Consider the following 22,740-nt stretch of genomic DNA (forward strand, 5'->3'; position numbering starts at 1 on the left):
CTTACTGTAGAACATCGCTCTCTCGGAGTTACTCATGAATTACAAAGCCCGCGCCCTCGCTGTACTGGTCGCTGCCACCGCCTCTACCGTTGCTCTGGCTTCAGACGGCAAAATCGATTTCAACGGCGAACTGAAAGCCGAAACCTGCAAGGTTGCGGTTAACGGCGCGGCTGGTGCGAGCCCGTCGACTGTCACGCTGCCAACCATCTCTACCGCTGCCCTGGGAGCAAAAGGCCAAGTGGCAGGCCAGACCGGTTTCAATATCGAGCTGAGCGATTGCTCTGCCGCGCTGAAAACAGCGGCTGCATTCTTTGAGTCGAGCGGCAGCGTTGATGCAACCAGCGGCAACCTGAAGAACGTGAGCGGTACTGCCACCCAGGTTCAGCTGCAATTGGTTGACGCAACCAATGGCAACGCGATCAAGGCCGGCAACACTGCGCAGGTCACTTCCACCAGCCGTATTGCCATCAATGCAACCTCCAAGGCCGCCATCCTGCCATACGCTGTCCAGTACTACGCTCAAGCCCCGACCACTCCGGGTACCGTAGTTGGCTCCGTGACTTACTCCATCAATTATCAGTAAGTCGCCGCTCATGGATACACGCCCTGTTCAGCAACAAAAGGGCGTGCTTCCAGGCAGCAACGGGATTACGTAATGCCTTGCACATCTGCCCTCAGACAATTGCTCCTGGCAAGCCTTGTGACACTGACGTGTTCCCAGGCTATCGGGGGTGTAGTGATTACCGGAACCCGCCTGCTCTACCCGGCGGACCAGAAAGAAATCACGGTAAAACTCAACAACAATGGCACGCAGCCAGCGCTGATCCAGTCGTGGATCGACACCGGCAGCGTCGAGTCGACTCCGACCAGCTCCAAGGCGCCGTTCCTGCTTTCACCGCCGGTGGCGCGCATCGATCCGACCAAGGGCCAAAGCCTGCGGGTGTTGTTTACCGGGGCTCCAATGGCCCAGGACAAAGAGTCGGTGTTCTGGCTCAACGTATTGGAAATTCCACCCAAGCCCGAGGCGGGTGCAGATATCAATACGCTGCAAATGGCATTCCGTTCGCGGATCAAATTGTTTTATCGCCCGACCGGCTTGCCAGGCACTGCCAGCGAGGCGATCGAGCAGGTGCAGTGGCAATTGGTGCCCGCACGCGATGGGCAAGGCTTGGCCTTGCAGGCCTTCAATCCGTCGGCGTTCCATGTTTCGCTGATCGAGTTGGAACTGGTGGCTGGCGCCCAGCGTGAGCGCAGTGAAGACGGCATGATCGCTCCGGGTGAAACCCGCCAATTTGTGCTCCCAACGCTCAAGGTCCGACCGGCTGCGGGTGCTCAGGTGGAGTTCAGCGCTATCAACGATTACGGCGCACTGATCCCGACCCGTAAAGCACTCAAGCCCTGATTAAACCTCAAGTTTTTTAGTCGCGAGTCATTTATGTCGACCTCTTCCAGCTGCAGGCTTTCTCTGCGGGCGCGGCCTTGCTTCGCCTTGAATCCGCTCTCTGCCTTGATCCTCAGGGTATTGGCTATCGCCCCTGGTGCATGGGGTACACAGGGTGCGCTGGCGCAAGAGGTGCAGTTCAACGATGCGTTCCTGCCTGAAGACTCGCGCAATCTCGACTTGGGCGCCTACCAGACCGGCAACCCGGTGATGCCCGGGCAATACCGTGCAGACGTAGTGCTTAACGGCCAGTTGAACAGCCGCCAGGACATTCGCATCGACGCCCAGGCCGACGGCAGCAAGCCGGTGGTCTGCATGACGCGTAGCTTGCTTGAGCGTCAGGGCGTGGAGATGAGCAAGCTGTCGCCTGAAAGCACTTTGGCGCTGGACAGCCAGGGCTGTGCCGCCGTGGGCAGTCTGATCCCGGGTGCAACCGCGAATTTTTCCCCGGAAAACCAGGCCCTCGACCTGAGCATTCCCCAGGCGGCGCTGCGGCGCAATGTCCGGGGATACGTCAGCCCGGAACTGTGGGATCGCGGCGTGACCGCAGGCATGCTCAGCTACAGCTTCAATGGCAGCCGTAACCGTACCCGCAGTGGCAACTCTGACTCGGCATTCCTGGGCCTGCACACCGGCCTCAACCTGGGTGACTGGCGCCTGCGCCACAACGCGTCGATGAGCTGGCAGTCACGTCAGGGCAATAATTACCAAGCCCTGGACTCCTATGCGCAACGCGACATCACCGTGTTGAAAAGCCAACTGACGGTGGGCGAGTCCAACACCACCGGCGAGATCTTCGACACCCTGGCCTACCGTGGTGTGCAACTGGCCAGTGACGACCGCATGCTGCCCGACTCCATGCGCGGCTATGCCCCGGTGATCCGTGGGATTGCCCGCACCAACGCCCGTGTGACCATTCGCCAGGCCGGCAATATCCTGCTGGAAACCACCGTGGCGCCCGGGGCATTTGTGATTGATGACCTGTATTCAACCGGCTATGGCGGCGACCTCAGTGTCAGCGTGGCGGAAGCCGACGGCACCGAGCAGAACTTCATCGTGCCCTATGCCTCGGTCAGCCAGTTGCTGCGCCCCGGTACCTCGCGTTTCAGCCTGACCGCAGGCGAGACCCGCAACAACTACGTCGACAAGCAATCGCGTCTGCTACAAGGCACTGTGCAATATGGCCTGAACAATACGTTCACCGGATTTGCCGGGATGCAGTCCAGCGATGACTACACCGCCGTGCTCACCGGCCTGGCGTTTGGCACGCCGATCGGTGCCATGGCCATCGACTTGACTCACGCCCAGACCGACCTGGCCACCGGTGCCGCCAAAGGGCAGAGCATGCGGGTGTCCTACAGCAAAAATGTACTCAGCACGGGCAGTAACTTCACCGTTGCGGCTTATCGTTTTTCTACCAGCGAATACCTGGACTTCAGTAACGCCATGCAACTGCTCGATGCCGAGAAAACGGGGTGGGACACCAGCATGTTCGGGCGCCCGCGCAGTCGCTTTTCGGTCACCGCCGACCAGAGCCTGGGGGAGTGGGGGCAAGTGGCAATCAGTGGCTATGCGCAGAACTACTGGAACCTGCCGGGCAGTGATTTGCAGTACCAGTTCAGTTACAGCAAGCAGTTCAATCGCATCAGCTTCAGTGTGAACGCCAACCGCAGCCGAATGGGCCTGGGGGACATGGAAAACAGCTTTTTGCTGACCATGAGCATGCCTCTGGAATTTGGCGGTCCAGGCTTCAGCCCGCAAATGACCGCACAGGTAGGACGTGACTCCCAAGGCAACTACAGCGAGCAGGCCGGCATCAGCGGCACCGCTGGCGAGGACCGTCAATATGGCTACGGCGCGACAGTCGGCCATGACGGTGCCAGTAACAGCAAGAGCGCGGCCCTCAATGGCCAATACACCGGCGCGCGCGCCATGCTCAGCGCTGCCCTGGGACGCGGTGATGGCTACACCAGCGCCTCGGTGGGCGCGAGCGGCAGCGTGGTGGCGCATGCCGATGGGGTGACCATGACTCCTTATCGCGGTGAAACCATGGCGGTGGTCAGTGCCCCGGGTGCGCAGGGGGCCAAGGTGTCCGGCTACCCTGGCCTCAAGCTCGACAGCCGCGGCAATGCCGTGGTGCCGTACCTGCGGCCATATGAGTTGAACGAAGTGGCAATCGACCCTATTGGTAGCTCGCTGGACGTCGAACTCAGCGAAACCAGCCAACAGGTGGCCCCGCGTGCCGGTGCGGTGGTGCACCTCAAGTACACCACCAACCAGGGCCGCGCAGTGTTGCTCAACGTACGCCTCGACGATGGCAGCAGCCTGCCCTTTGGTGCTGGCGTGACAGATATCGACGGCACCTCGGTCGGCGTGGTCGGGCAGGGTGGCCAGCTCTACGCACGGATCAAGCCGCAAACCCGTCAGTTACTGATCAACTGGGGAAGCAAGACTCATCAACAGTGCGCACTGGTCATCCCGGCGGGCCCCGGCGAAGGGCAGCAATTGCAACAGGTAGACGCGGTTTGTGCGGCCGGTAAGCAAGTCGCTGGCAGCGTGCAGCCCAACACTCTTCAAAAGGTACAGTTATGAATATTGGTGCTTTGATCAAGGCGGGCCTGGCCGTCGCGGCATTGTGGGCGGCGGCGGGGACGGCCATGGCGGTCACCTGCACCTACATGGAGGGTATCCAGCCGGCGGTGGGCTCCATGCCATTGCAGATTTCGGCGATCACTATCGGGCGCGATCTGCCGGTGGGTACCGAGGTATATCGTCAGCGCTTCAGCATGGCTGCGGGCCAGGCGCCCAAGCTTGAATGCCTCTATGCCCCGTATCAGCAGTGGACTGAGATGACAGTCGACTCCAGTTATGCCATGGCCAATGTGTCCAGCGGGACCTACGCCAACAAGGTCTATAGAACCAGCATTCCGGGGCTGGGGGTTGCCTTCAACAGCTCGGGCGGCCTGCTGCCAAGGCAATCTGGCAAGGCATGGACCACATGCACAGCTGGCTACAGGTGTTTGGTCCCATTTGACGGGCCTTCGAACTTTGAGCTGATCTTGATCAAACTGGGCGATGTAACGCCTGGTGTATTGGTGGGCAGTACGTTGCCGGTCGTCAGTCTGTTCGGCAACTTCGGCGATGCGAGAATGCGCGGCTTCAGTATGGGGATCTCCGGCAATATCCAGATTGTCTCGAGTACCTGCCGTACACCGGATGTCTCGGTGCCCATGGGCTCTCATCTGACCTCCAAGTTCACCGGGCTCAACAGCAGCACGGGCTGGACGGATTTTTCCATCGCTTTGAATGACTGCCCGGCGTTCAACGGGATCTATACGACAACGGGGCCGGCCTGGTCATCGCAAAGTGGCACGTCGCCTCTTGGTACGAACGTCGATAGTGGCTCTCTGGTGCGTAACACCCTGCAGTACCGCATCGACCCCGCGCGTACGGCGATCAACACGAATAACGGTGTACTGAGCCTCGACCCTGGCGCCACGGGCAGTGCGCCCGCCGCCACAGGGGTTGGCGTGCAGGTGCAGAACCGCAACGGCAACTCGGTCATCCTTGGGGCCAACCAAAGCAGCGGCCTCACCCTGCGCCCCAACGAGGGGAGTTATACGATCCCCTTGCGCGCCCGTTACCTGCAGACGGCGAGCACGGTAACCCCCGGCCCGGCGAATGCCTCGGCGACGTTTACGATTATTTACCAGTGATTGCTCCTGCAAGGCCTGCGTCAGAACCGATCCAGCCGATAGGCCGCCAATGCCGGCAATCCCTGGGGCTGGGGCAGGGAGATCGGCGATACCAACTGGGCGACCAGCTCGGCAGTGACGGCCGCTTGCGTCAACCCCAAATGTTGATGCCCGAAAGCGAGCAACACCTTGCCGTCGCACACCCTGTCGATGATCGGCAGCGAGTCCGGCAACGAGGGCCGAAAGCCCATCCACGGCGTGGCGTCCTCAGCGCTCAGTTCGTCACGCAACAGGCCGTGGCTGAGCCGGTGCAACTGCCAGGCGCGCCGCATGTTCGGAGGGCGGTCGAGGCCGGCGAATTCCACGGTGCCGGCCAGCCGTAGCCCACCGCTCATGGGCGTCATGATGAACTTGCGTTCCAACGAGGTGACGGCGAAGGGCAAGCGGTCTTGCTCGTGGGGCAGCATCAGGTGATAACCGCGCTCGGTGTCCAGGGGCACCTTTTTGCCGGTCAGCGCCTGGGTGAGCCTGGCCGAGTGGGCGCCGCAGGCGATCACCACCTGGCGTGCGGCCAAGCGGCCCTGGTCAGTGATCAGTGCAACGCCCTGGGCCTGAAGCTGGCCGTCCTGGACCTGGCGCTTGAGAAAGGTCACGCCGCTGGCCTTGGCGGCCTTGACCAGTTCGCACACCACGCGATACGGATCGAGGAAATGCCCGGTGCGGGGAAAGAACAAGCCCCCCTGGATCCGCTCGCTTAATTGCGGTGCCGCCTGTTGCACGGCGCTGGCCGACCAGCAATCCACCGGCACGTTTTGCTGGGTCATGCGTGCTTGCAAACCTTCAATCGCTTGTCGCGACTCGGCACGCTCGAACACCAGCAGCGAGCCGTCCTCGCGCATCAACTGGGGCCGGTCGATGTTCGCCAACAAGCGCTGCCAGGCGCCCAGGCTGCTTTCGTTGAGGGCACGGATACCGGCGACCGTGCGCTGGTAAGCGGCCGGGCGCAGGTTTAACAAGAGGCGAGCAAACCAGGGCAGCGCACGGGGCAGGTATTTCCAGTCCAGGCGCAGCGGGCCCATGGGGTCCATGAGCATCGCGGGCAGGCGCATCAGGATCGACAGGTCGGCGATGGGGAACACCTGTTCGGTGGCCAAATGCCCGGCATTGCCGAACGAGGCGCCCATCCCCGGTTCCTGCTGGTCGATGACCACCACGCGCCGGCCCTGGCGTGCCAGTTGCAGCGCGCAGGCGACGCCGATGATGCCGGCGCCGACCACCGCGATGTCGATCTCGGGTTGACGGTTGTCTTGCATGTTCAGGCTTCTCTCTGGCCGTCGAGCAAGCGTCGCAACGCCAGCGGGTTGTCTTGTTTCAGGGCTGCGGGCAGCAGGCTGTCGGGGAAATCCTGGTAGCACACCGGTCGCAGGAAGCGCCGGATCGCGGCGGTGCCGACCGAGGTCGAGCGCGAATCCGAGGTCGCGGGGAAGGGCCCGCCATGCACCATGGCATCACACACCTCGACCCCGGTCGGCCAGCCATTGACCAACAGCCGGCCAGCCTTGCGCTCAAGGGCCGGCAGCAATGCCCGTGCCTGCTCAAGATCGTCCTGATCCAGGTGCAAGGTGGCGGTCAACTGGCCTTCGAGGTGCTCGGTCACTTGGCGCATTTGCGCGTTGTCGGCGCACTGCACCAGGAGCGAGGCGGCGCCGAAGACTTCGGCCTGCAAATGCGGGTTGGCAAGGAAGTCTTGCGCGTGGGTGGTAAACAGCTGCGCCTGGCATTGGTTCGGCCCTTGCGCCGGCAACCCGCTGGCTACGCAATGGGCATGCTCGGCCAGTGCGCCGACGCCCGCTTCATAGGCCTGGAAGATGCCCGGGGTGAGCATGGTCTGCGCCGGGCTGCGTTGCAGCAAGTCGCTGGCGAGGCTGACAAACTGCTGCAGTTGCGGACCTTGAACCGCAATCACCAGCCCGGGATTGGTGCAAAACTGCCCGGCGCCCTGGGTCAACGAAGCGACAAACCCTTGCGCCAGTGCTTCGCCGCGCGCCTTGAGGGCGGCCGGGAACAGGTACACCGGGTTGATCGAACTCATTTCCGCATACACCGGGATCGGCTCCGGCCGCGCCTGGGCCGCCTGGCACAAAGCGATGCCGCCACTTTGCGAGCCGGTAAAGCCCACCGCCTTGATCCGTGGGTCGCTGACCAGGGCAATCCCCACTTCGCGGCCAGCGCCGTACAGCAGCGAGAACACACCTTCGGGCAGGCCACACTGCTTCACGGCACGGGCCAGCGCACGGCCCACCAGTTCGCTGGTGCCGGGGTGGGCGCCGTGGGCCTTGACGATCACCGGGCAACCGGCGGCGAGGGCTGAAGCGGTATCACCGCCGGCCACCGAGAACGCCAGCGGGAAGTTGCTGGCTCCGAATACGGCCACCGGCCCCAGCGGCACCTGGCGTTGGCGCAGGTCGGCACGGGGCAGGGGCTGGCGGCCTGGTTGGGCGCTATCGACGCGCACGTCCAGCCATTCGCCGGCGCGTACGGTGCGGGCGAAGGTGCGCAGTTGCTGGCAGGTGCGGCCCCGTTCGCCCTGGATCCGCGCGTGGGGCAAGCCGGTTTCGGCCACGGCACGCTCGATCAACTTATCGCCGAGGGCTTCGATTTCATTGGCGATGGTTTCGAGAAACTCAGCACGCGCCGCCAGGGACGTCTCGCGGTAGCTGTCAAAGGCTGACCACGCCAACGCGCAAGCCTGGGCCACCTGCTCGGTGGAACCGCCGGGATAGGCCGGCTCCAGCGCAGCATCGATGGCCGGGTTGATCGCGCGGATGGCTGCGCGGGTGCCGGGAATGGAGTGCTGACCGATCAGCATAGTGCCTGTCAGAGTCATGGCCTGTTCCTGAAATAAGAAGGAACGCCGCTGTGCAACAGCGGCGTACGAGCAGTCAGTCGACGTTCTGTTCTGCCGACCAGTTGGCGTACCACTGGCGGAACAGCGCGTACTGATGCTCGGCATACCGGCGTTGGGCATCGCTCAGTACATCGCTTTGGTTGAAGTGCAGGCTGTATTCCAGGTCGCCATTGAGCACCATCAGGTGCTTGTAATAGAGCACCAGGTCGCAGCCTTCATCGAAGGACGACAGCACCGCCAGCGCCGCCTCCAGCTCGCGGGCCTGGCGCCGGGCCTTGGCATCGCCCTTGGCGGCCTGCTTGCTCAGGGCCACCAGTTGCAGGACTTCCCGTGGCAGGGCGTTGCCGATGCCGGTGATCGCGCCGGTGGCGTTGCAGTTGACGAAACCGTGCACCACCTGGGTATCGACACCGACCATCAGGGTCACGGCATCGTCCTTGGAGGTGATGTGTTCGGCGGCGTAGCGCAGGTCGGCGCCGCCGCCGAACTCCTTGAAGCCGATCAGGTTCGGGTACTCGCGGCGCAGTTCAAAGAACAGCTCGGCGCGGGTGGCAAAGCCGTAGTAGGGGCTGTTGTAGATCACTGACGGCAGGTTCGGCGCGGCGCTGAGGATCGCCGCGAAGTGGGCTTTTTGCGCGCTGGCTGAAGCGCCACGGGACAGCACCCGTGGGATGACCATCAAGCCATGGGCGCCGACCTTGGCCGCGTGGGCCGCATGGGAGACCGCCTCTCGGCTGTTGACCGCGCCGGTGCCGACGATGGTCGGGATGCCCGCCGCCACCAGGCGCGCCACGCCTTCCTGGCGCTGGGCTTCGGTGAGCAACGGCCAGTCGCCCATGGAGCCGCAGTACACCACGGCGCTCATGCCGATATCGATCAGCTCGCGGCCCTTGGCGACCAGGGCGTCGAAGTCCGGCTGGCGCTCGGCGGTGCACGGGGTCATCAGGGCAGGAATGCAGCCGGTGAAGATGTTATCGCTCATGGTTCTAGCTCCTTGGAAGGGTCTGTTTAAAAGCTGCCGGGTGCTCAAATGCCCCAGGCGAAAGGGTCCTGTTCGTCGATCAGCAAGGTGCTGTCGGCGGTCATATAGGCGCGGCCGGTGATGAAGGGGCGGATGTGTTCGCCCTCCCATTCAAAACGGCCTTCGAATTGGCTGGCGGTGATGCTGGCTTGCACCCAGGGCTCACCGGCCTGAAGTTTTCCGTCGGCGGCCAGGCACGCCAGCTTGGCGCTGGTGCCGGTGCCGCAGGGCGAGCGGTCGTAGGCTTTGCCGGGGCACATGACGAAGTTGCGGCTGTCGGCCTGCTCGTCATCGGCGAATAGTTCGATGTGGTCGATCAACGCGCCGTCTGCGCCATGGATGCCTTGGGCTTCGAGGGCCTTGAGCATGGCCCAGGTGAAGTCGGTGAGGGCCTCGACATTGGCCATGTGCACACCCTGGCCGTGCTCGGACACCAGGAAAAACCAGTTGCCACCCCAGGCGATATCGCCGTAGATCCGGCCATGCCCCGGCACCTCCACGGGCACCTGCTGGCGATAGCGATAGGCGGGCACGTTGCGCAGGGTGACCGCGCCGTCCTCATGCAGGGTGGCGCTGACCTGGCCCACCGGCGTGTCGATGCTGTGCACCCCTGGCGCGATGCGGCCCAGGTAGTGCAACGAGGCGACCAGGCCGATGGTGCCGTGGCCACACATGCCGAGGTAGCCGGCATTGTTGAAGAAAATCACCCCGCAGGTGGCCCCCGGCGAGACCGGCTCGCAGTACAGCGCGCCGACCAGTACATCGTTGCCACGGGGCTCCAGCAGGCAGGCGCGGCGCCATTGGTCGTGTGTGGTGCGCAGGCTGTCGAGCTGCTCGGCGATGGTCTGGCCGGCCAGCTGCGGGAAGCCATTGATGATCAGGCGCGTCGGTTCGCCGCCGGTGTGGGAGTCAATCACATGCAGTCGTTTCATCCAGCTATTCCTTGGTGATTGGCCAGTTATGCGTTCGCCGGGTGCATGCCGCTCGCGGGCAGCACGGCTTCGCTTTCGTCGTCTTCGTGTTCCAGTTCCACCAGGTGCGCCGGCACGCCGGTGGCGGCGCCCCAGTAGTAGATGCCCAGGGCGCAGGCGGCGACGACCAGGGTGTCGAAGGGATGGCTGAGCACGCCTAGGCCGCCAAAACTGCCGAGTTTTGATAGCACCATGGTTACGGCGTAGAAGCCGATCAGCCACGCGCTGGAACGCACTTGCTGGGCGATGTTCAGGTGCTGGGTCGGCACCAGGCGACGGCACAGCAGGTACACCACAAACATCACGATTTGCAGGCCCAGCAGCCAGGACACGGTGCTCCAGCCAGACCAGTAGACGATCAGCGCGGCGATGATGAATGACAGCGGGCCCAGCACACTCATCCACTTGACCCGGAACGGGCGCGGCATGTCCGGCGCATTGCGTCGCAGCGCCGCCACGCACACCGGGGCCACGGCGTAGCTCAACACCAGGGCGGCGGACACCACATTGATCAGCGCCTCCCAGGACGGGAACGGCAGGGTCCAGAACACCGACAAGCCAAAGGTCAGCCACAGCGCCGGGCGCGGGATGCCGGATTTCTCATCGATGCGCGTGAAAATCTTGAAGAAGGTGCCTGTCTGCGCCCAGCCATAGATCACCCGTGGCGTGGCGTTCATGTAGATATTGCCGCAGCCGCTGGGGGAGATCACCGCGTCGGCCACCACCAGGTAGGCCAGCCAGCCCACGCCCAGGGCCAGGGCGATATCGCGATAGGGCAGGGCCAGTTCCTTGCTGATGCCGGCCCAGCCATTGGCGAGCATTTCGGTGGGCACGCCGCCGAGGAAGGCCACTTGCAGCAGCACATAAATTGCCGTGGACAGCAGCACCGAAAGGATCAGGGCAATGGGAATGGTGCGTTGCGGGTTTTTCACTTCGCTGGCCACCGAGATGATCGGCGTCAGCCCCAGATAGGCAAAAATCACCCCGCCGGCGGACACTGCCATTTCAATCCCCGACAGGCCGAACGGGGCGAACCCCTGGGAGTGGAAGTTGGCCGGCTTGAAGAAGGTGAACAGCACGCCGATCACCAGCAGCGGCACGATGAACTTGAAAATGCTGACCAGGTTATTGGCGATGGCGAAGGTCTTGACGCTGCGGTAGTTGAGCACGAAAAACAGGCAGAGCAGGCCGAACTGCACCAGCCAGCCGAGGGTGGTGGGGTCGCTGGAGCCGGCCTTGGTCAACTCGGGAAACCAGGCGGCGGCGTATTGCCTTGAGGCGACCACTTCAATCGCCACCAGGCTGGAAAACGCGATCAGTGTGATAAAGCCCATCAGGTAGCCCAGCAACGGGCCGTGGGAATACACCGGGTAGCGCACCACGCCCCCGGCACGGGGCAGGGCCGCGCCCAATTCGCAATACACAATGCCCAGCAACAGCACCGCAAAACCGCCGAGCAACCAGGAAAAAATCCCTGCCGGGCCTGCGATGGACGACACGTGACTGGCGGCAAACAACCAACCGGAACCGAAGATGGCTCCCAGTCCGATAAAAGTGAGGTCGATCAGAGACAGCTGTTTCTTGAACTTGCCTTGGGCTGACATAGCGGCGCCTTCTTGTGGGTTATTGGATAGGCATGCAGTGGCGCTACAGTGAACCCATCAGCCCGCTGGCGATTGATGTTTTGCGCGGTCATCAATGACGAATTCAGCACAATTGCCGGATGCGCAGCGGTGCTCGACAGGGCCATGGCCATCGGGCAATCTGCTGGCCCGGCGAGGCGATAAACGAGGCGGTGAGCGGCATGATGCACAACGCGTTTGCAACCCTGTGCCAAGGTGGCGAGCAGCGGCCACACAGCCTCGAACAGCTGCTGGCGGGCGTGGCCATGCTGTTGCCGATGCTCGACGTGATTCCCAATGCGACGATGTTTATCAAGGATGTGCAGGCGCGCTATGTCATGGCCAACCACACCCTGGTACAGCGTTGTGGCTTGAAAGACCGGCGCCCGCTACTGGGCAAGACCAGCGCCGAGGTGTTCCCCGCGCAGTTGGGGCCGGGCTACACCGAGCAGGACCGGCGCGTGCTCGAACAGGGCCTGGTGCTGGAGGATCAACTGGAGTTGCACCTGTACGGCAGTCGCGAACCCGGTTGGTGCCTGACCCACAAGTGGCCGTTATACAACCGCGAGGGCGCGATCATTGGCTTGGCGGGGATCTCGGTCGACCTGCAATCCGCCAGCGAGACCCACCCGGCCTATCAGCGATTGGCGGCGGTGGACGAGCACATCCGGGCCCATTTCAACCGGCGCGTGACCTTGGGTGAACTGACGCGCATCGCCGGCACGTCGGTGGCTCAGCTGGAGCGCTACTGCAAGCGCGTGTTCCACCTGACTCCCCGGCAAATGATCCAGAAAGTACGCCTGGAACATGCCCATCGCCTGTTGCATACCGAGTTGCCGATCACCGAAGTGGCCTTGCAGTGCGGCTACACCGACCACAGTGCATTCACCCGCCAGTTCAAGGCGTTGACCGGCTTTACGCCACGCCAGTATCGCCAGGCCACCCGCTAATGAGTGGGCGCACGTCCCTGTAGGAGCTGGCTTGCCAGCGATAGCGGCGGGTCAGCCAACATCAACCCCAGCAATGCCGCCGCCATCGCAGCCTCGCCAAGGCTCGACAGCTCCTACATTGGTCCTCAGGGTTTGGAGGATTGCATTTCACTGCCACCGCAGGATGCATACGGTACTCAATGTACGACGATCCAATGTAGGAGCTGGCTTGCCAGCGATAGCAGCGGGTCAGCCAACATCAATCCCAGCAATGCCGCCGCCATCGCAGCCTCGCCAAGGCTCGACAGCTCCTACATTGATCCTCAGGGGTTGGAAGATTGCATTTCAGCTGCCAGTGCAGGATGCATACGGTACTCAATGTACTGAAGATCCAATGTAGGAGCTGGCTTGCCAGCGATAGCGTCGGGTCAGCCAACATCAATCCCAGCAATGCCGCCGCCATCGCCGCCTCGCCAAGGCTCGACAGCTCCTACATTGATCCTCAGGGATTGGCGGATTGCATTTCACTGCCACCGCAGGATGCATACGGTACTCAATGTACGACGATCCAATGTAGGAGCTGGCTTGCCAGCGATAGCGGTGGGTCAGCCAACATCCACTCCAGCAATGCCGCCGCCATCGCCGCCTCGCCAAGGCTCGACAGCTCCTACATTGATCCTCAGGGTTTGGAGGATTGCATTTCACTGCCACCGCAGGATGCATACGGCACTCAATGTACTGAAGATCCAATGTAGGAGCTGGCTTGCCAGCGATAGCGTCGAGTCAGCCAACATCAACCCCAGCAATACCGCCGCCATCGCAGCCTCGCTAGGGCTCGACAGCTCCCACCTCGATCTTCAGGGTTTGGAGGATTGCATTTCACTGCCACCGCAGGATGCATACGGTACTCAATGTACGACGATCCAATGTAGGAGCTGGCTTGCCAGCGATAGCGTCGGGTCAGCCAACATCAATCCCAGCAATGCCGCCGCCATCGCAGCCTCGCCAAGGCTCGACAGCTCCCACCTCGATCTTCAGGGTTTGGAGGCTTGCATTTCAGCTGCCCCATCTGATCCTCATTGCTGCAACTGAAGGGCCTCACGCTTGAAAAAACGCTTCTGCTCAAATGGAATCTCTTCGCGGTCGCCATAGGGCGCGCTGTACCAGTTGCCGTAGGTTGGGTTCGGCAGCAGGAACCAGCGTTGGCCGAACCAGCCGACATAAGGTTCGACCGCCCGGCGTTGGGCGGCCAGGGTGTTGTGTTCGGCCTGGACGAAATCCCCCAGGGAATCCCCGACCATCAACAACACCCGTGCCTGGCTGGCGACCCACTGGCGGCGGCAGTTCTTGCCGTAGCCCGCCGGTGCGCAATGGCCGGTGGGGGTGGCGGCCGCCAGTACGTGTTCGTTGCTCTGCACCGGGAAGCCGCGCAGGCGCAGGTTGGCGACGGTGGCCTGGACTTGGCTGTGCTCGCGGTTGGTCAGGTAATACACCTTGATCCCCCGTTGCTGCGCCGCCTGCAAAAACGCCACGGCGCCGGGCAGGGCCTGGGCCTTGGCCTGGTCGACCCAGGTGTTCCAGCGGTCATAGGAGTAGACCTGGTTGTTGACGATGTCCCGCGCGTTGAGGGGCACGTTGTCCAGCAGGGTTTCATCGATATCGACGATCACTGCCGGCGGCAGGCCGCTGAGGTTTCGCGGGGCAAAGGGCAGGGCGTCCCAGTCCTTGGTGGCCAGGGCTACATCGAGCTGGCGGGTGGCGTCGGCGAACACTTGGCGATAGATCATCTCGTGTTCGATGGAGGTCTGGGTCCACAGCACCGCATCCAGTTGATCGTTGGCGGGTGGATGCTGTTGGCAGCCCAGCAGCACCGAAGAAAGCAGGCATACGCCGGCGAAATTCATAAGACGCATAAAAAGAGTCGGCCTCAAAAATGGCGGTCGCGGATCGATGATCAGGCCCGGCACAGTAGCGCAGTATTGCGCCCCAGCCTGCATCAGACGCTTATTTTCATCAGGGTTAGATCGTTTATTTCCTTATCGAAGGTGCATAGCATTTTAGTGAATATCCATTGCGTCCATTTACTGGTCGCAGCAAAGGCGCTGGATGCAATAACAAACGCCCGTCTGCTGCCACGTTTTTGCAGTCTGCTTTTAATCAGAAGTGGACGGTCTGGCGTCGATTCCTGCTGCTCGGCCAGCGTCTTGCAGCGCGGCGCGTCATCTCTAGAATCGGCCCCAGAATTTAGACCTTTCCTGTCGATTACGGAGTTTCGAACATGATGAATGCCATGCAGATGCCAATGAACAACACGATGCCCATGATGCCGATGATGGGCATGCCGATGATGATGGCCACCATGCAGTGCGAGATGACCGGCGATGCCATGGTGTGCACCATGAAGCCGGCCGCCGGTATGGACATGGCGATGTTCAAGAACAACGCCGAAATGATGGCGATGATGATGAACTGCGGCATGCCGATGATGATGCAGTGCGCCAACCTGTCGATGATGTGCATGTCGCAGGACACCATGGCAATGCTCAACAACATGCCAGCGATGACCATGCCGATGATGAAGTGCGTCATGGAATGCACCCTGCAAGCCGATGGCATGACCTGCAAGATGATGCCGATGCCTGGTATGAGCATGGTGATGATGGACAACTGGTGCATGCTGATGAAGAAAATGATGAACGATTGCGCCATGCCGATGATGATCAGCTGCAACGGCATGCCGATGATGTGCTGCACCTGCTGAACCGACGTTTCGTGCGCATGAAAAAGCCCCGCCTGAGCAATCAGGCGGGGCTTTTTGCGTTCAGTCCAGGCGTTCGGGGTGGAGGATGACCAGGAACGCCAGCGCATCGCTGTCTGCCGGGTTGCGATAGCGGTGGGGCTGGTCGGCATAGAACAGGATCGAGTCGCCGGTGGACAGCAAGTATCGTTCCTCGTTGACGCTGATCTCCAGCACGCCCTGGGCCACCACCAGGTTTGCCTGGATCCCAGGCCGGCGGCCTTCGCACACCTCTTCACCGCGTGCGCTCAGGCGTACCTCATAGAATTCGGACTGGCGCGACATGTCGTCGGGGAACAATGCCCGGCTGACGAATGTGCCGTCGGCGCTCACCAGGCGTTTGCTTTGGTGGGCGGGCAGTAATTCAACTCCTTCGAACGAGCGGTTTTCCAGGAACGCCGCCACCGACACTTTCAGGCCCTTGGCGATTTTGCACAGCACCTTGATCGACGGTACGCTGCGCCCGGACTCGATCTGCGCGAGCATCGCCCGGCTGACGCCACAGGCTCGGGCCAGGGCATCCAGGGACAGGTAGCGTTTACTGCGCAGGCGATGCAGGTTGTGCGCGACGCACTGGCCGATGGCATCGTCGTCGCGGCTGGCGCAATCCTTGGGTTGAGCGATGGGGGGCAGCACGTCGGGAAGGGCCTGGAGAAAACTCATCGGCGTTACGCCCGGCGTGTGTCGCTGGGCGCGTTACTGGCCTGCAACGTGAATACCGACAACCCGGCGCGCGCGGCGTACATTGCCCACATCAACTGGGCCGCTGCACGAGCCTGGCGGCGTTTGCGGTGGAGGGTGAAATCAATGACGTTGGCGGATATCGACATGGCGCAGTCTCGGGTGACGGTGGTGACTCGGTTGCTCCACATTACTGCGCGCAGCTTATTTCCTTAAATACTGAGTTTGCATTTATTAATTCTATTTTGGACTTAAAAACAGACGTGACCTGCCGTATCCGATGTTCTTCCAACGCTTGAACTTTCCCAGGATTCGGCCCCATGCGCCTGCCACAACCTTTGCTGTTTCTCCCTCCTCGTTGGCTCGGTTTTGGCGTTGCCCTGACATTCACCCATCTGGCCCAGGCCCAGGAGGCGCTGCAGTTGTCGCCGCTGCAAGTCACCAGCACCGAACTGAGCGAAGGCGAAGCGGCCCAGGCGCAACTCCAGCAGGTGCCCGGCGCTACCAATTACGTCGACATGGCCAGCGTCGAGCAGGGGCGGGTGAGCAGCAATGAAGATGTGTTCAAGTACCAGGCTGGCATCTACGCCAAGGCGGCGAATAACGAAGGGGTGAAAATCTCCATTCGTGGCTCGGGCATCAACCGTGGCCCCGGCAGCCATGCATCCGGCCTGTATGAAACCATCGACGGGCTGCCACTGACCGGCCCCGGCGGAACGCCTTATGAGCTCAAGGACCCGCTGTGGCTCAGCCGGGTCGAAGTGCTGCGCGGCGCCAACGGGTTTGATCGCGGCGCACTGGCCCTGGGCGGGGCGGTCAACTATGTCACCCACACCGGCTACGATGCGCCCAAGTTGCGCGTGCGCTACGAGGCCGGCAGCCATGGGTACGCCCAGCGGGAAATCAGTTCCGGGCAAGTGCTGGGCGATGCCGACTATTACATCAGCCTGACCGACACTGACTACGATGGCTTCCAGCAACAAAGCGCCGGCAGCGGCAAAGGCGTGGCGGCCAACTTCGGCTACCGGTTCAACCCAGACCTGGAAACCCGCTTCTATTTCCGTTACCGCGAAACCGCCAACGACAGCCCCGGCAAACTCACGCGCCAGCAGATCGAGCACAGCCCGCGCGCAGCCAACGCCCTCAACCTGGCACGCGACTCCAAGCGCTTGCAGCCGGGCTCTACCTGGATCGCCAACAAGACCACGCTGCAATTGGACGATAACTCCCGCGTCGAAGCGGGGCTGGTGTATCACGACTACCCCATGGACCTGCGCGAAGGCACCAACCGGCTCAAGGTGGCGTATACCGATATCAGCGGCACCTTGAACTACATCCGCCAGGACACGCTGCTGGGTCGCGACAGCAAGACCACAGTCGGCCTGCGCACCACCCAGGGCCTGCCCAATAACGGTGTGTCGGAGTACGTGCGGGTGCCTGCCGGTGCCACCGCCGGTTTCGCCCCGGGGACCAAGACCCGTGACTACAGTTACCTGGGGTCGGATACCGTGCTGCACGTGAGCAACGACCTGGAGCTGCTGCCCGACCTGTGGCTGACCACCGGCCTGGCGGCGATCTATACCCGTCGCGAAACCGAAGTCACCTATCCCGACACCCATGCCCCCTTGAGCACTCATGACTGGGACTATGCCCCGCGCGTGGGCCTGCGCTATGACTTCAACCCGCAGTTGCAGGTGTATGGCAACCTGAGCCGCTCGGTGGAGCCGCCGCATGCCTGGTCGATGATCTGGGGTTCCAACAAGTTCTTTGCCAAAGACTCGGGTAGGCCGGAGGCCGGCTTGACCCGCGAAGGCGTGAAGCTGCAAAACCAGACGGCCACCACCCTGGAAGTGGGCGGGCGCGGCGAAGCGTGGTTCGGCCAATGGGACCTGGCGTTGTACCACTCGCTGGTGCGCCATGAACTGCTGAGCGTCGAAACCCAGGCGGCTACGCCTAACTTGTCGCAGGTGGTCGCCGAATCCAACGCCAGCCCGACCCTTCACCAAGGCCTGGAACTGAGCCTCACCAGCGCGCTGTGGGACGGTGGCAATACCGGTCGCCTGGCCCTGCGCCAGGCCTACACCTTCAGTAACTTCCACTACCGCGACGACCCGCGCTTTGGCGACAACACATTGCCCGGTATCCCCAAGCACTATTACCAGGCGCAGTTGCGCTACAGCCATCCCAGCGGCTTTTTCAGCAGCCTCAATGGCGAGTATTCCTCGCGGGTGGCGGTGGACTATGCCAACTCCTACTACGCGTCGGCCTATGGCTTGTTGGGCGCCACCCTCGGCTACGACGCACCGAAACAGGACTGGCAAGCCTGGGTCGACCTGCGCAACCTGACCAACCAGCGCTACGCCAATACCGTGACCCCGGGTTATGACGATCATGGCAGCGATATGGCGCGCTCGACGCCGGGTGACGGCATGGGCGTGTACGCCGGCGTTTCCTGGAGCTTGCGCTAAACCCTTGCAGGCGCCGGCAAGCCGGTGCCTACGCCGATACCCAGGCGCCATCGTTGGGCCCTTGCTCTGCCATCGTTTTACTGTCATCGTTTGCGCGATTGGTAATCTTTCTTGTTTGAGAAATTTTTGCGCATGCATGACTTTCCCGTGGCCGATTGTGATACAGCCCGCCGCCAGCAGACACTCACCGCGCTCTACAGCGACCACCATTCCTGGCTCCAGGGGTGGCTGCGCAAGAAGCTCGGCTGTTCGCAGCATGCGGCGGACCTGGCCCAGGATGCATTCGTGCGGGTGTTGCTGCTGGCCGAGCCCCACAACATTCAGGAGCCTCGGGCATTTCTCGCGACCACTGCCGGGCGCTTGCTGATTGACGGTGCGCGGCGGCGCAAGATCGAGAAAGCCTATATGCAAGCCCTGGCCATCCAGTACGAAGACGCCGGCATGCCTGACCCTGCGACCATTCACGTGGCGTTGCAGGCCCTGGAACGCATTGCGCTGATGCTCGCCGGCCTGCCGGACAAGGCCCGCGAGGCGTTCCTGCTCAGTCGCCTGGATGGGCTGACCTACAGTGAAATCGCGGCCCAGCTCCAGGTCTCGTCCAGCACGGTGAAAAACTACATCTCCAGCGCGCTGGTGCATTGCTACCAGACCCTTTATGGCGCGGACCCGCTCTGATGCCCGCCGAACAGATTGTCAGTGAAGCGGCGCGCTGGCTGGCGTTGCTCAATGACGAGGACGTCAGCGCCGCCGACCGCCAGGCATTTGAAGCCTGGTGTGCGGCCGATCCGCGCCACCGGGTGGCCTTCGAGCGCATGGGGGCGTTGTGGGGCAGCCTCGATGAACTGCCTGCGGAACCTGCACGCCTGGCGTTGAATCAAGCCTTCATCCCACGCAAAGCCGGGTACGCCGTGCGCGGCGGGCAAGCCCTGGCGTTGTTGGGCGTGTTGGTGGCCGGCTGGGCGAGCGTCGAGCATCTGCCGCTGTGGATGGCCGACCAACGCACCGGCGTCGGCGAGCGCAGTCAGGTGGTCTTGGCCGATGGCAGCCAGGTGCAGCTCAACAGCAACTCGGCGTTGGACGTGAAGTTCGACGGCCAACAGCGTGTGATCGAATTGCTCAAGGGCGAGATGTGGGTCGAGGTGGCCAAGGATGCGCAACGGCCGTTCGTGGTGCGCACCGATCAGGGCACGGCGACCGCGTTGGGCACGCGTTTCCTGGTGCAGCGTGCGCTGGATGGCTCGACCGTGGTCACGGTGATCGAGTCAACGGTGGCCGCCAAAGGCACTGACAGCGAGGTCGTGAAGTTGACGGCAGGCCAGCGCGCGATTCTCAGGCAGGGGCACGCCCAGCCAGCGCAAGCGGTCGGCAGCGGCGACCCGGCGGCCTGGACCCGGGGCTTGCTCACGGTGGATGACCGGCCGTTGAGCGAAGTCCTGCAAACCCTGGCCAGTTATCGCCATGGGGTGGTGCGGTTTGATGCCCAGGCGTTGCACGGGATGCGTGTGTCGGGGGTGTTCAAGCTCGATGACAGCGACGCGGCGCTGGCGACCCTGGCGGATAACCTGCCGATCAAGGTGGAGTATTTCACCGACCTGCTGGTGGTGATCAAGCCCCTCTGATCTGCCTGAAGACGCCCGTTCAAATAAAAACCGGTCTCATTCATACCCGATTTCCCGACATGGCCGTCATGGAATATAGAACCCTCTTTTCCAGGACCTCTCATGTCACGCTTTGCTCGTCCGTTGCACCCGCTGGCGCTGTCAGTGGCGATGGCTTTTGCCGCTGTGCCCCTGACCATTCACACCGCATGGGCTGATGAAAGCAGCCATTTCTCGATCCCTGCCGGTGACCTGAGCCAGGCCCTCAACGGCTTTGCCGAACAGGCCGGGCTGGTCCTGGCCTTTGATCCGGTCTTGACCCGTGGCAAGCGCAGCAGCGGTTTGAACGGGCATTTGAGCAGCGACGCGGCACTCGCCCAGTTGCTGGCGGGCAGCGGTTTGCGTGCCCAGGCGCTGTCTGCCCAGCGCTATCGCATCGAGCCGATTCCCCAGGCGGATGGCTCGGTGGAATTGCAGGCCACCACCATCAGCGGCGCTGCTCAAAGTGAAAGCCCCGTCGGCCCGGTGTCCGGTTATGTGGCCACGCGCAGCCTGTCGGGCACCAAGACCGACACCGCGCTGATCGAGACCCCGCAATCGATCTCGGTGGTCACCAAAGACCAGATGCGTGCGCAGAATGCCGAGAGCCTCAACCAGATCCTGCGCTACAGCGCCGCGGTTGTTCCGGAAACCCGTGGCGCCACCGCCTCGCGCCTGGACCAGTTGACCATTCGCGGCTTCTCGCCGGTGACTTACCTCGACGGCCTGCGCGTGGCATCGAGCCGCGATGCCTCGCCGCAAAAGGATGCCTTCGACCTTGAACGCGTGGAGGTCCTGCGCGGCCCAGCCTCGGTGTTGTACGGCCAGGGCAGCCCCAGTGGCGTGATCAATATGGTCACCAAGCGCCCGTTGGATACGCCGTTCCATGAAGTCGGCGTGGAGTACGGCACCTTCGACAAAAAGCGCACCACCTTCGATCTCAGCGGCCCGCTGGATGAGCAAGGGGTGTATTCCTACCGCGTCGCCGGATTGTTCGACGATGCCGACGGGCAGGTGGAGCATACCGAGACCCGTCGTCAATCGCTGTCCTCGGCCTTCACCTGGCGCCCGAACGAGGACACGTCGCTGACCCTGCTGGGGCATTTTCAGAAGGATCCCAAGGGGGCTTCCTACGGCTCGATGCCGGCGTGGGGCTCGGTGTTGCACAGCCCGCTGGGGCGCAAGATCGATGTCGATTTCTACGATGGCGAGAAAAACTTCGAGAAGAGTGACCGCGAGCATTACTCCATCGGCTATGCCTTCGAGCATCACCTCGACGACGTCTGGACCGTGCGCCAGAACGCCCGCTATATGCGCAGCGAAGGGATCTACCGCAGTATCTACAGCAGCAACCTGCAGGCCGATTACCGCACCTTGAACCGCTCGACCATCGCCACCGATGTCGACATGGACGCCTACAACCTGGATAACCAGTTGCAGGGCAAGTTCGACACCGGCCCGGTGCAGCACACGCTGTTGATGGGGCTTGATTACCAGAACACCAGCGTCGATACCAAGGCCGGTTACGGCAAGGGACCGGACCTGGATATTTTCGACCCGGTGTACGGTGCGCCGGTGACCACCCCGGCATTTTCCAGCGACGCGACCCAGCGTAGCGAGCAGACCGGTGTGTACCTGCAGGAGCAGGCGAAGTGGGATAAATGGGTACTGTTGATGGGCGGTCGTTATGACTGGGCCAGCACGGATAACAGCTCGTTGAGCTTGACCGACGGCAAGAAAACCAAATCCTCCCTGGACAGCAAAGCCTTCACCGGCCGCCTGGGCGTGGTTTACCTCTTTGATAACGGCCTGGCGCCTTACGCCAGCTATTCCGAATCCTTCTCGCCGCAAACCGGTACCGGCTACGGCGGTTCGGTGTTCAAGCCCACCGAAGGCAAGCAGTACGAAATCGGCATCAAGTACCAGCCGCCAGGCAGCAACAGCTTTATCACCGCCGCCATCTTTGACCTGCGCCAGAACAACGTGCCGACCATGGACCCGGATCCCACCCACCTGTGTGGCAACGGTCGCTGCCAGGTCCAGGACGGTGAAGTGCGCTCCCGTGGCTTTGAACTCGAAGGCAAGGCCAGCCTCAACGACAACCTGGATATCACGGCGGCCTATGCCTACCTCGATAACCGCATCAGCAAATCCAACAGCACCGTGCGCTACGCGCCGATCACCGACATCGGCGTAGGCCCGGCCGTGCCGACCCAGGGCACCACCACCTACGCTGTGCCGCGTCACACCGCTTCGGTGTGGGCCGACTACACCCTGCATGACGGCAACCTCAAGGGCTTCGGCGTCGGCGCGGGTGCGCGTTATGTCGGCTCGTCCTGGGGCGATACGGCCAACACCTTGAAGGTTCCCGGCTACACCTTGTTCGATGCGTCGGTGCACTACGACATCCCGCACATCAACACCCTGGGCGACAACCTGCGCCTGGCGCTGAACGCCACCAACCTGGCGGACAAAGAGTACGTTGCGTCCTGCTATTCGTACTCGTGGTGCTGGTACGGCTCGCAACGCACGGTGCAGGCCAGTGCGACGTATCAATGGTAAATGCCGAT

The 22,740-nt window shown here is 62.4% G+C and carries 18 protein-coding genes; 9 read left to right on the plus strand and 9 right to left on the minus strand.

Translation table 11 applies throughout. From position 1 onward, the window contains the following. The first annotated feature begins 34 nt into the window (after positions 1 to 34). The 4 genes from ACO77H_RS12460 (at position 35) to ACO77H_RS12475 (ending at position 5,157) form a co-directional block, all read left to right on the plus strand. Positions 35 to 583, plus strand: coding sequence for a fimbrial protein (locus ACO77H_RS12460; protein WP_169954308.1), 549 nt, complete (start codon positions 35 to 37; stop codon positions 581 to 583). A gap of 153 nt (positions 584 to 736) precedes the next feature. Next, entirely contained in the window at positions 737 to 1,402 is a 666-nt protein-coding gene (locus ACO77H_RS12465) for a fimbria/pilus periplasmic chaperone (RefSeq protein WP_307830297.1), read from the plus strand. A 171-nt stretch (positions 1,403 to 1,573) separates the two neighbouring features. Continuing rightward, a complete protein-coding gene (locus ACO77H_RS12470; RefSeq protein WP_346266869.1) occupies positions 1,574 to 4,033 on the plus strand; it encodes a fimbria/pilus outer membrane usher protein in 2,460 nt (819 codons plus the stop codon). Then, positions 4,030 to 5,157, plus strand: coding sequence for a fimbrial protein (locus tag ACO77H_RS12475; RefSeq protein ID WP_432755606.1), 1,128 nt, complete (start codon positions 4,030 to 4,032; stop codon positions 5,155 to 5,157). Before ACO77H_RS12470 ends, ACO77H_RS12475 begins: the two co-directional genes overlap by 4 nt. A 20-nt stretch (positions 5,158 to 5,177) precedes the next feature. Here ACO77H_RS12475 and ACO77H_RS12480 read toward each other — a convergent pair whose 3' ends face one another. Genes ACO77H_RS12480 through ACO77H_RS12500 form a run of 5 tightly spaced genes read right to left on the minus strand, consistent with a single transcriptional unit; the run spans position 5,178 to position 11,640 of the window. Beyond that, positions 5,178 to 6,449 (minus strand): NAD(P)/FAD-dependent oxidoreductase, encoded by a 1,272-nt coding sequence (locus tag ACO77H_RS12480; RefSeq protein ID WP_170043072.1) that lies wholly within the window; start codon positions 6,447 to 6,449, stop codon positions 5,178 to 5,180. Positions 6,450 to 6,451: 2 nt separating this feature from the next. Then, positions 6,452 to 8,023, minus strand: coding sequence for an aldehyde dehydrogenase (NADP(+)) (locus tag ACO77H_RS12485; protein ID WP_432755607.1), 1,572 nt, complete (start codon positions 8,021 to 8,023; stop codon positions 6,452 to 6,454). A 55-nt stretch (positions 8,024 to 8,078) separates the two neighbouring features. Beyond that, positions 8,079 to 9,026: a dihydrodipicolinate synthase family protein gene (locus ACO77H_RS12490; RefSeq protein ID WP_169954303.1), complete on the minus strand. Its 948-nt coding sequence runs from the start codon at positions 9,024 to 9,026 to the stop codon at positions 8,079 to 8,081. Between the two features lie 44 nt (positions 9,027 to 9,070). Further along, positions 9,071 to 9,997 carry a 4-hydroxyproline epimerase gene (locus ACO77H_RS12495; protein WP_432755608.1) on the minus strand — a complete coding sequence of 309 codons (927 nt, stop codon included), beginning with the start codon at positions 9,995 to 9,997 and terminating at the stop codon, positions 9,071 to 9,073. Between the two features lie 26 nt (positions 9,998 to 10,023). Then, the gene (locus ACO77H_RS12500; protein ID WP_170043069.1) at positions 10,024 to 11,640 is read right to left on the minus strand and encodes an APC family permease; all 1,617 of its coding nucleotides are present in this window, start codon (positions 11,638 to 11,640) and stop codon (positions 10,024 to 10,026) included. Positions 11,641 to 11,840: 200 nt separating this feature from the next. Here ACO77H_RS12500 and ACO77H_RS12505 point away from each other — a divergent pair, with 200 nt between their 5' ends. Further along, positions 11,841 to 12,608, plus strand: a complete 768-nt coding sequence (locus ACO77H_RS12505) for an AraC family transcriptional regulator (RefSeq protein ID WP_169956941.1) — start codon at positions 11,841 to 11,843, stop codon at positions 12,606 to 12,608. Positions 12,609 to 13,663: 1,055 nt separating this feature from the next. On the opposite strand, the gene ACO77H_RS12510 is transcribed toward ACO77H_RS12505, so the two are convergent. The 4 genes from ACO77H_RS12510 to ACO77H_RS12525 all read right to left on the minus strand — a co-directional run bounded on the left by ACO77H_RS12510 (position 13,664) and on the right by ACO77H_RS12525 (position 16,214). Then, positions 13,664 to 14,500 carry a 5'-nucleotidase, lipoprotein e(P4) family gene (locus ACO77H_RS12510; protein ID WP_432755609.1) on the minus strand — a complete coding sequence of 279 codons (837 nt, stop codon included), beginning with the start codon at positions 14,498 to 14,500 and terminating at the stop codon, positions 13,664 to 13,666. A 349-nt stretch (positions 14,501 to 14,849) separates the two neighbouring features. Then, the gene (locus ACO77H_RS12515) at positions 14,850 to 15,341 is read right to left on the minus strand and encodes a hypothetical protein (RefSeq protein ID WP_170058084.1); all 492 of its coding nucleotides are present in this window, start codon (positions 15,339 to 15,341) and stop codon (positions 14,850 to 14,852) included. Between the two features lie 67 nt (positions 15,342 to 15,408). Next, the gene (locus ACO77H_RS12520; RefSeq protein WP_170043202.1) at positions 15,409 to 16,047 is read right to left on the minus strand and encodes a helix-turn-helix domain-containing protein; all 639 of its coding nucleotides are present in this window, start codon (positions 16,045 to 16,047) and stop codon (positions 15,409 to 15,411) included. Positions 16,048 to 16,052: 5 nt separating this feature from the next. Next, complete coding sequence (locus ACO77H_RS12525) at positions 16,053 to 16,214, minus strand: hypothetical protein (protein WP_169956945.1); 162 nt, start codon at positions 16,212 to 16,214, stop codon at positions 16,053 to 16,055. 171 nt (positions 16,215 to 16,385) lie between these two features. Between ACO77H_RS12525 and ACO77H_RS12530 the strand changes: the two genes are divergently transcribed. The 4 genes from ACO77H_RS12530 to ACO77H_RS12545 all read left to right on the plus strand — a co-directional run bounded on the left by ACO77H_RS12530 (position 16,386) and on the right by ACO77H_RS12545 (position 22,732). Next, a complete protein-coding gene (locus ACO77H_RS12530; protein ID WP_432755610.1) occupies positions 16,386 to 18,533 on the plus strand; it encodes a TonB-dependent receptor family protein in 2,148 nt (715 codons plus the stop codon). A 132-nt stretch (positions 18,534 to 18,665) separates the two neighbouring features. Beyond that, positions 18,666 to 19,208: a sigma-70 family RNA polymerase sigma factor gene (locus ACO77H_RS12535; RefSeq protein WP_169956975.1), complete on the plus strand. Its 543-nt coding sequence runs from the start codon at positions 18,666 to 18,668 to the stop codon at positions 19,206 to 19,208. Continuing rightward, the gene (locus ACO77H_RS12540) at positions 19,208 to 20,152 is read left to right on the plus strand and encodes a FecR family protein (RefSeq protein WP_432755611.1); all 945 of its coding nucleotides are present in this window, start codon (positions 19,208 to 19,210) and stop codon (positions 20,150 to 20,152) included. The genes ACO77H_RS12535 and ACO77H_RS12540 overlap by 1 nt, the downstream gene beginning before the upstream one ends. A gap of 102 nt (positions 20,153 to 20,254) precedes the next feature. Then, complete coding sequence (locus ACO77H_RS12545; protein WP_432755612.1) at positions 20,255 to 22,732, plus strand: TonB-dependent siderophore receptor; 2,478 nt, start codon at positions 20,255 to 20,257, stop codon at positions 22,730 to 22,732. The last annotated feature ends 8 nt before the right edge of the window (positions 22,733 to 22,740 follow it).

It is taken from the genome of Pseudomonas sp. WMBT8, assembly GCF_050916005.1.
In the GTDB taxonomy this organism is placed as follows: Bacteria; Pseudomonadota; Gammaproteobacteria; order Pseudomonadales; family Pseudomonadaceae; genus Aquipseudomonas.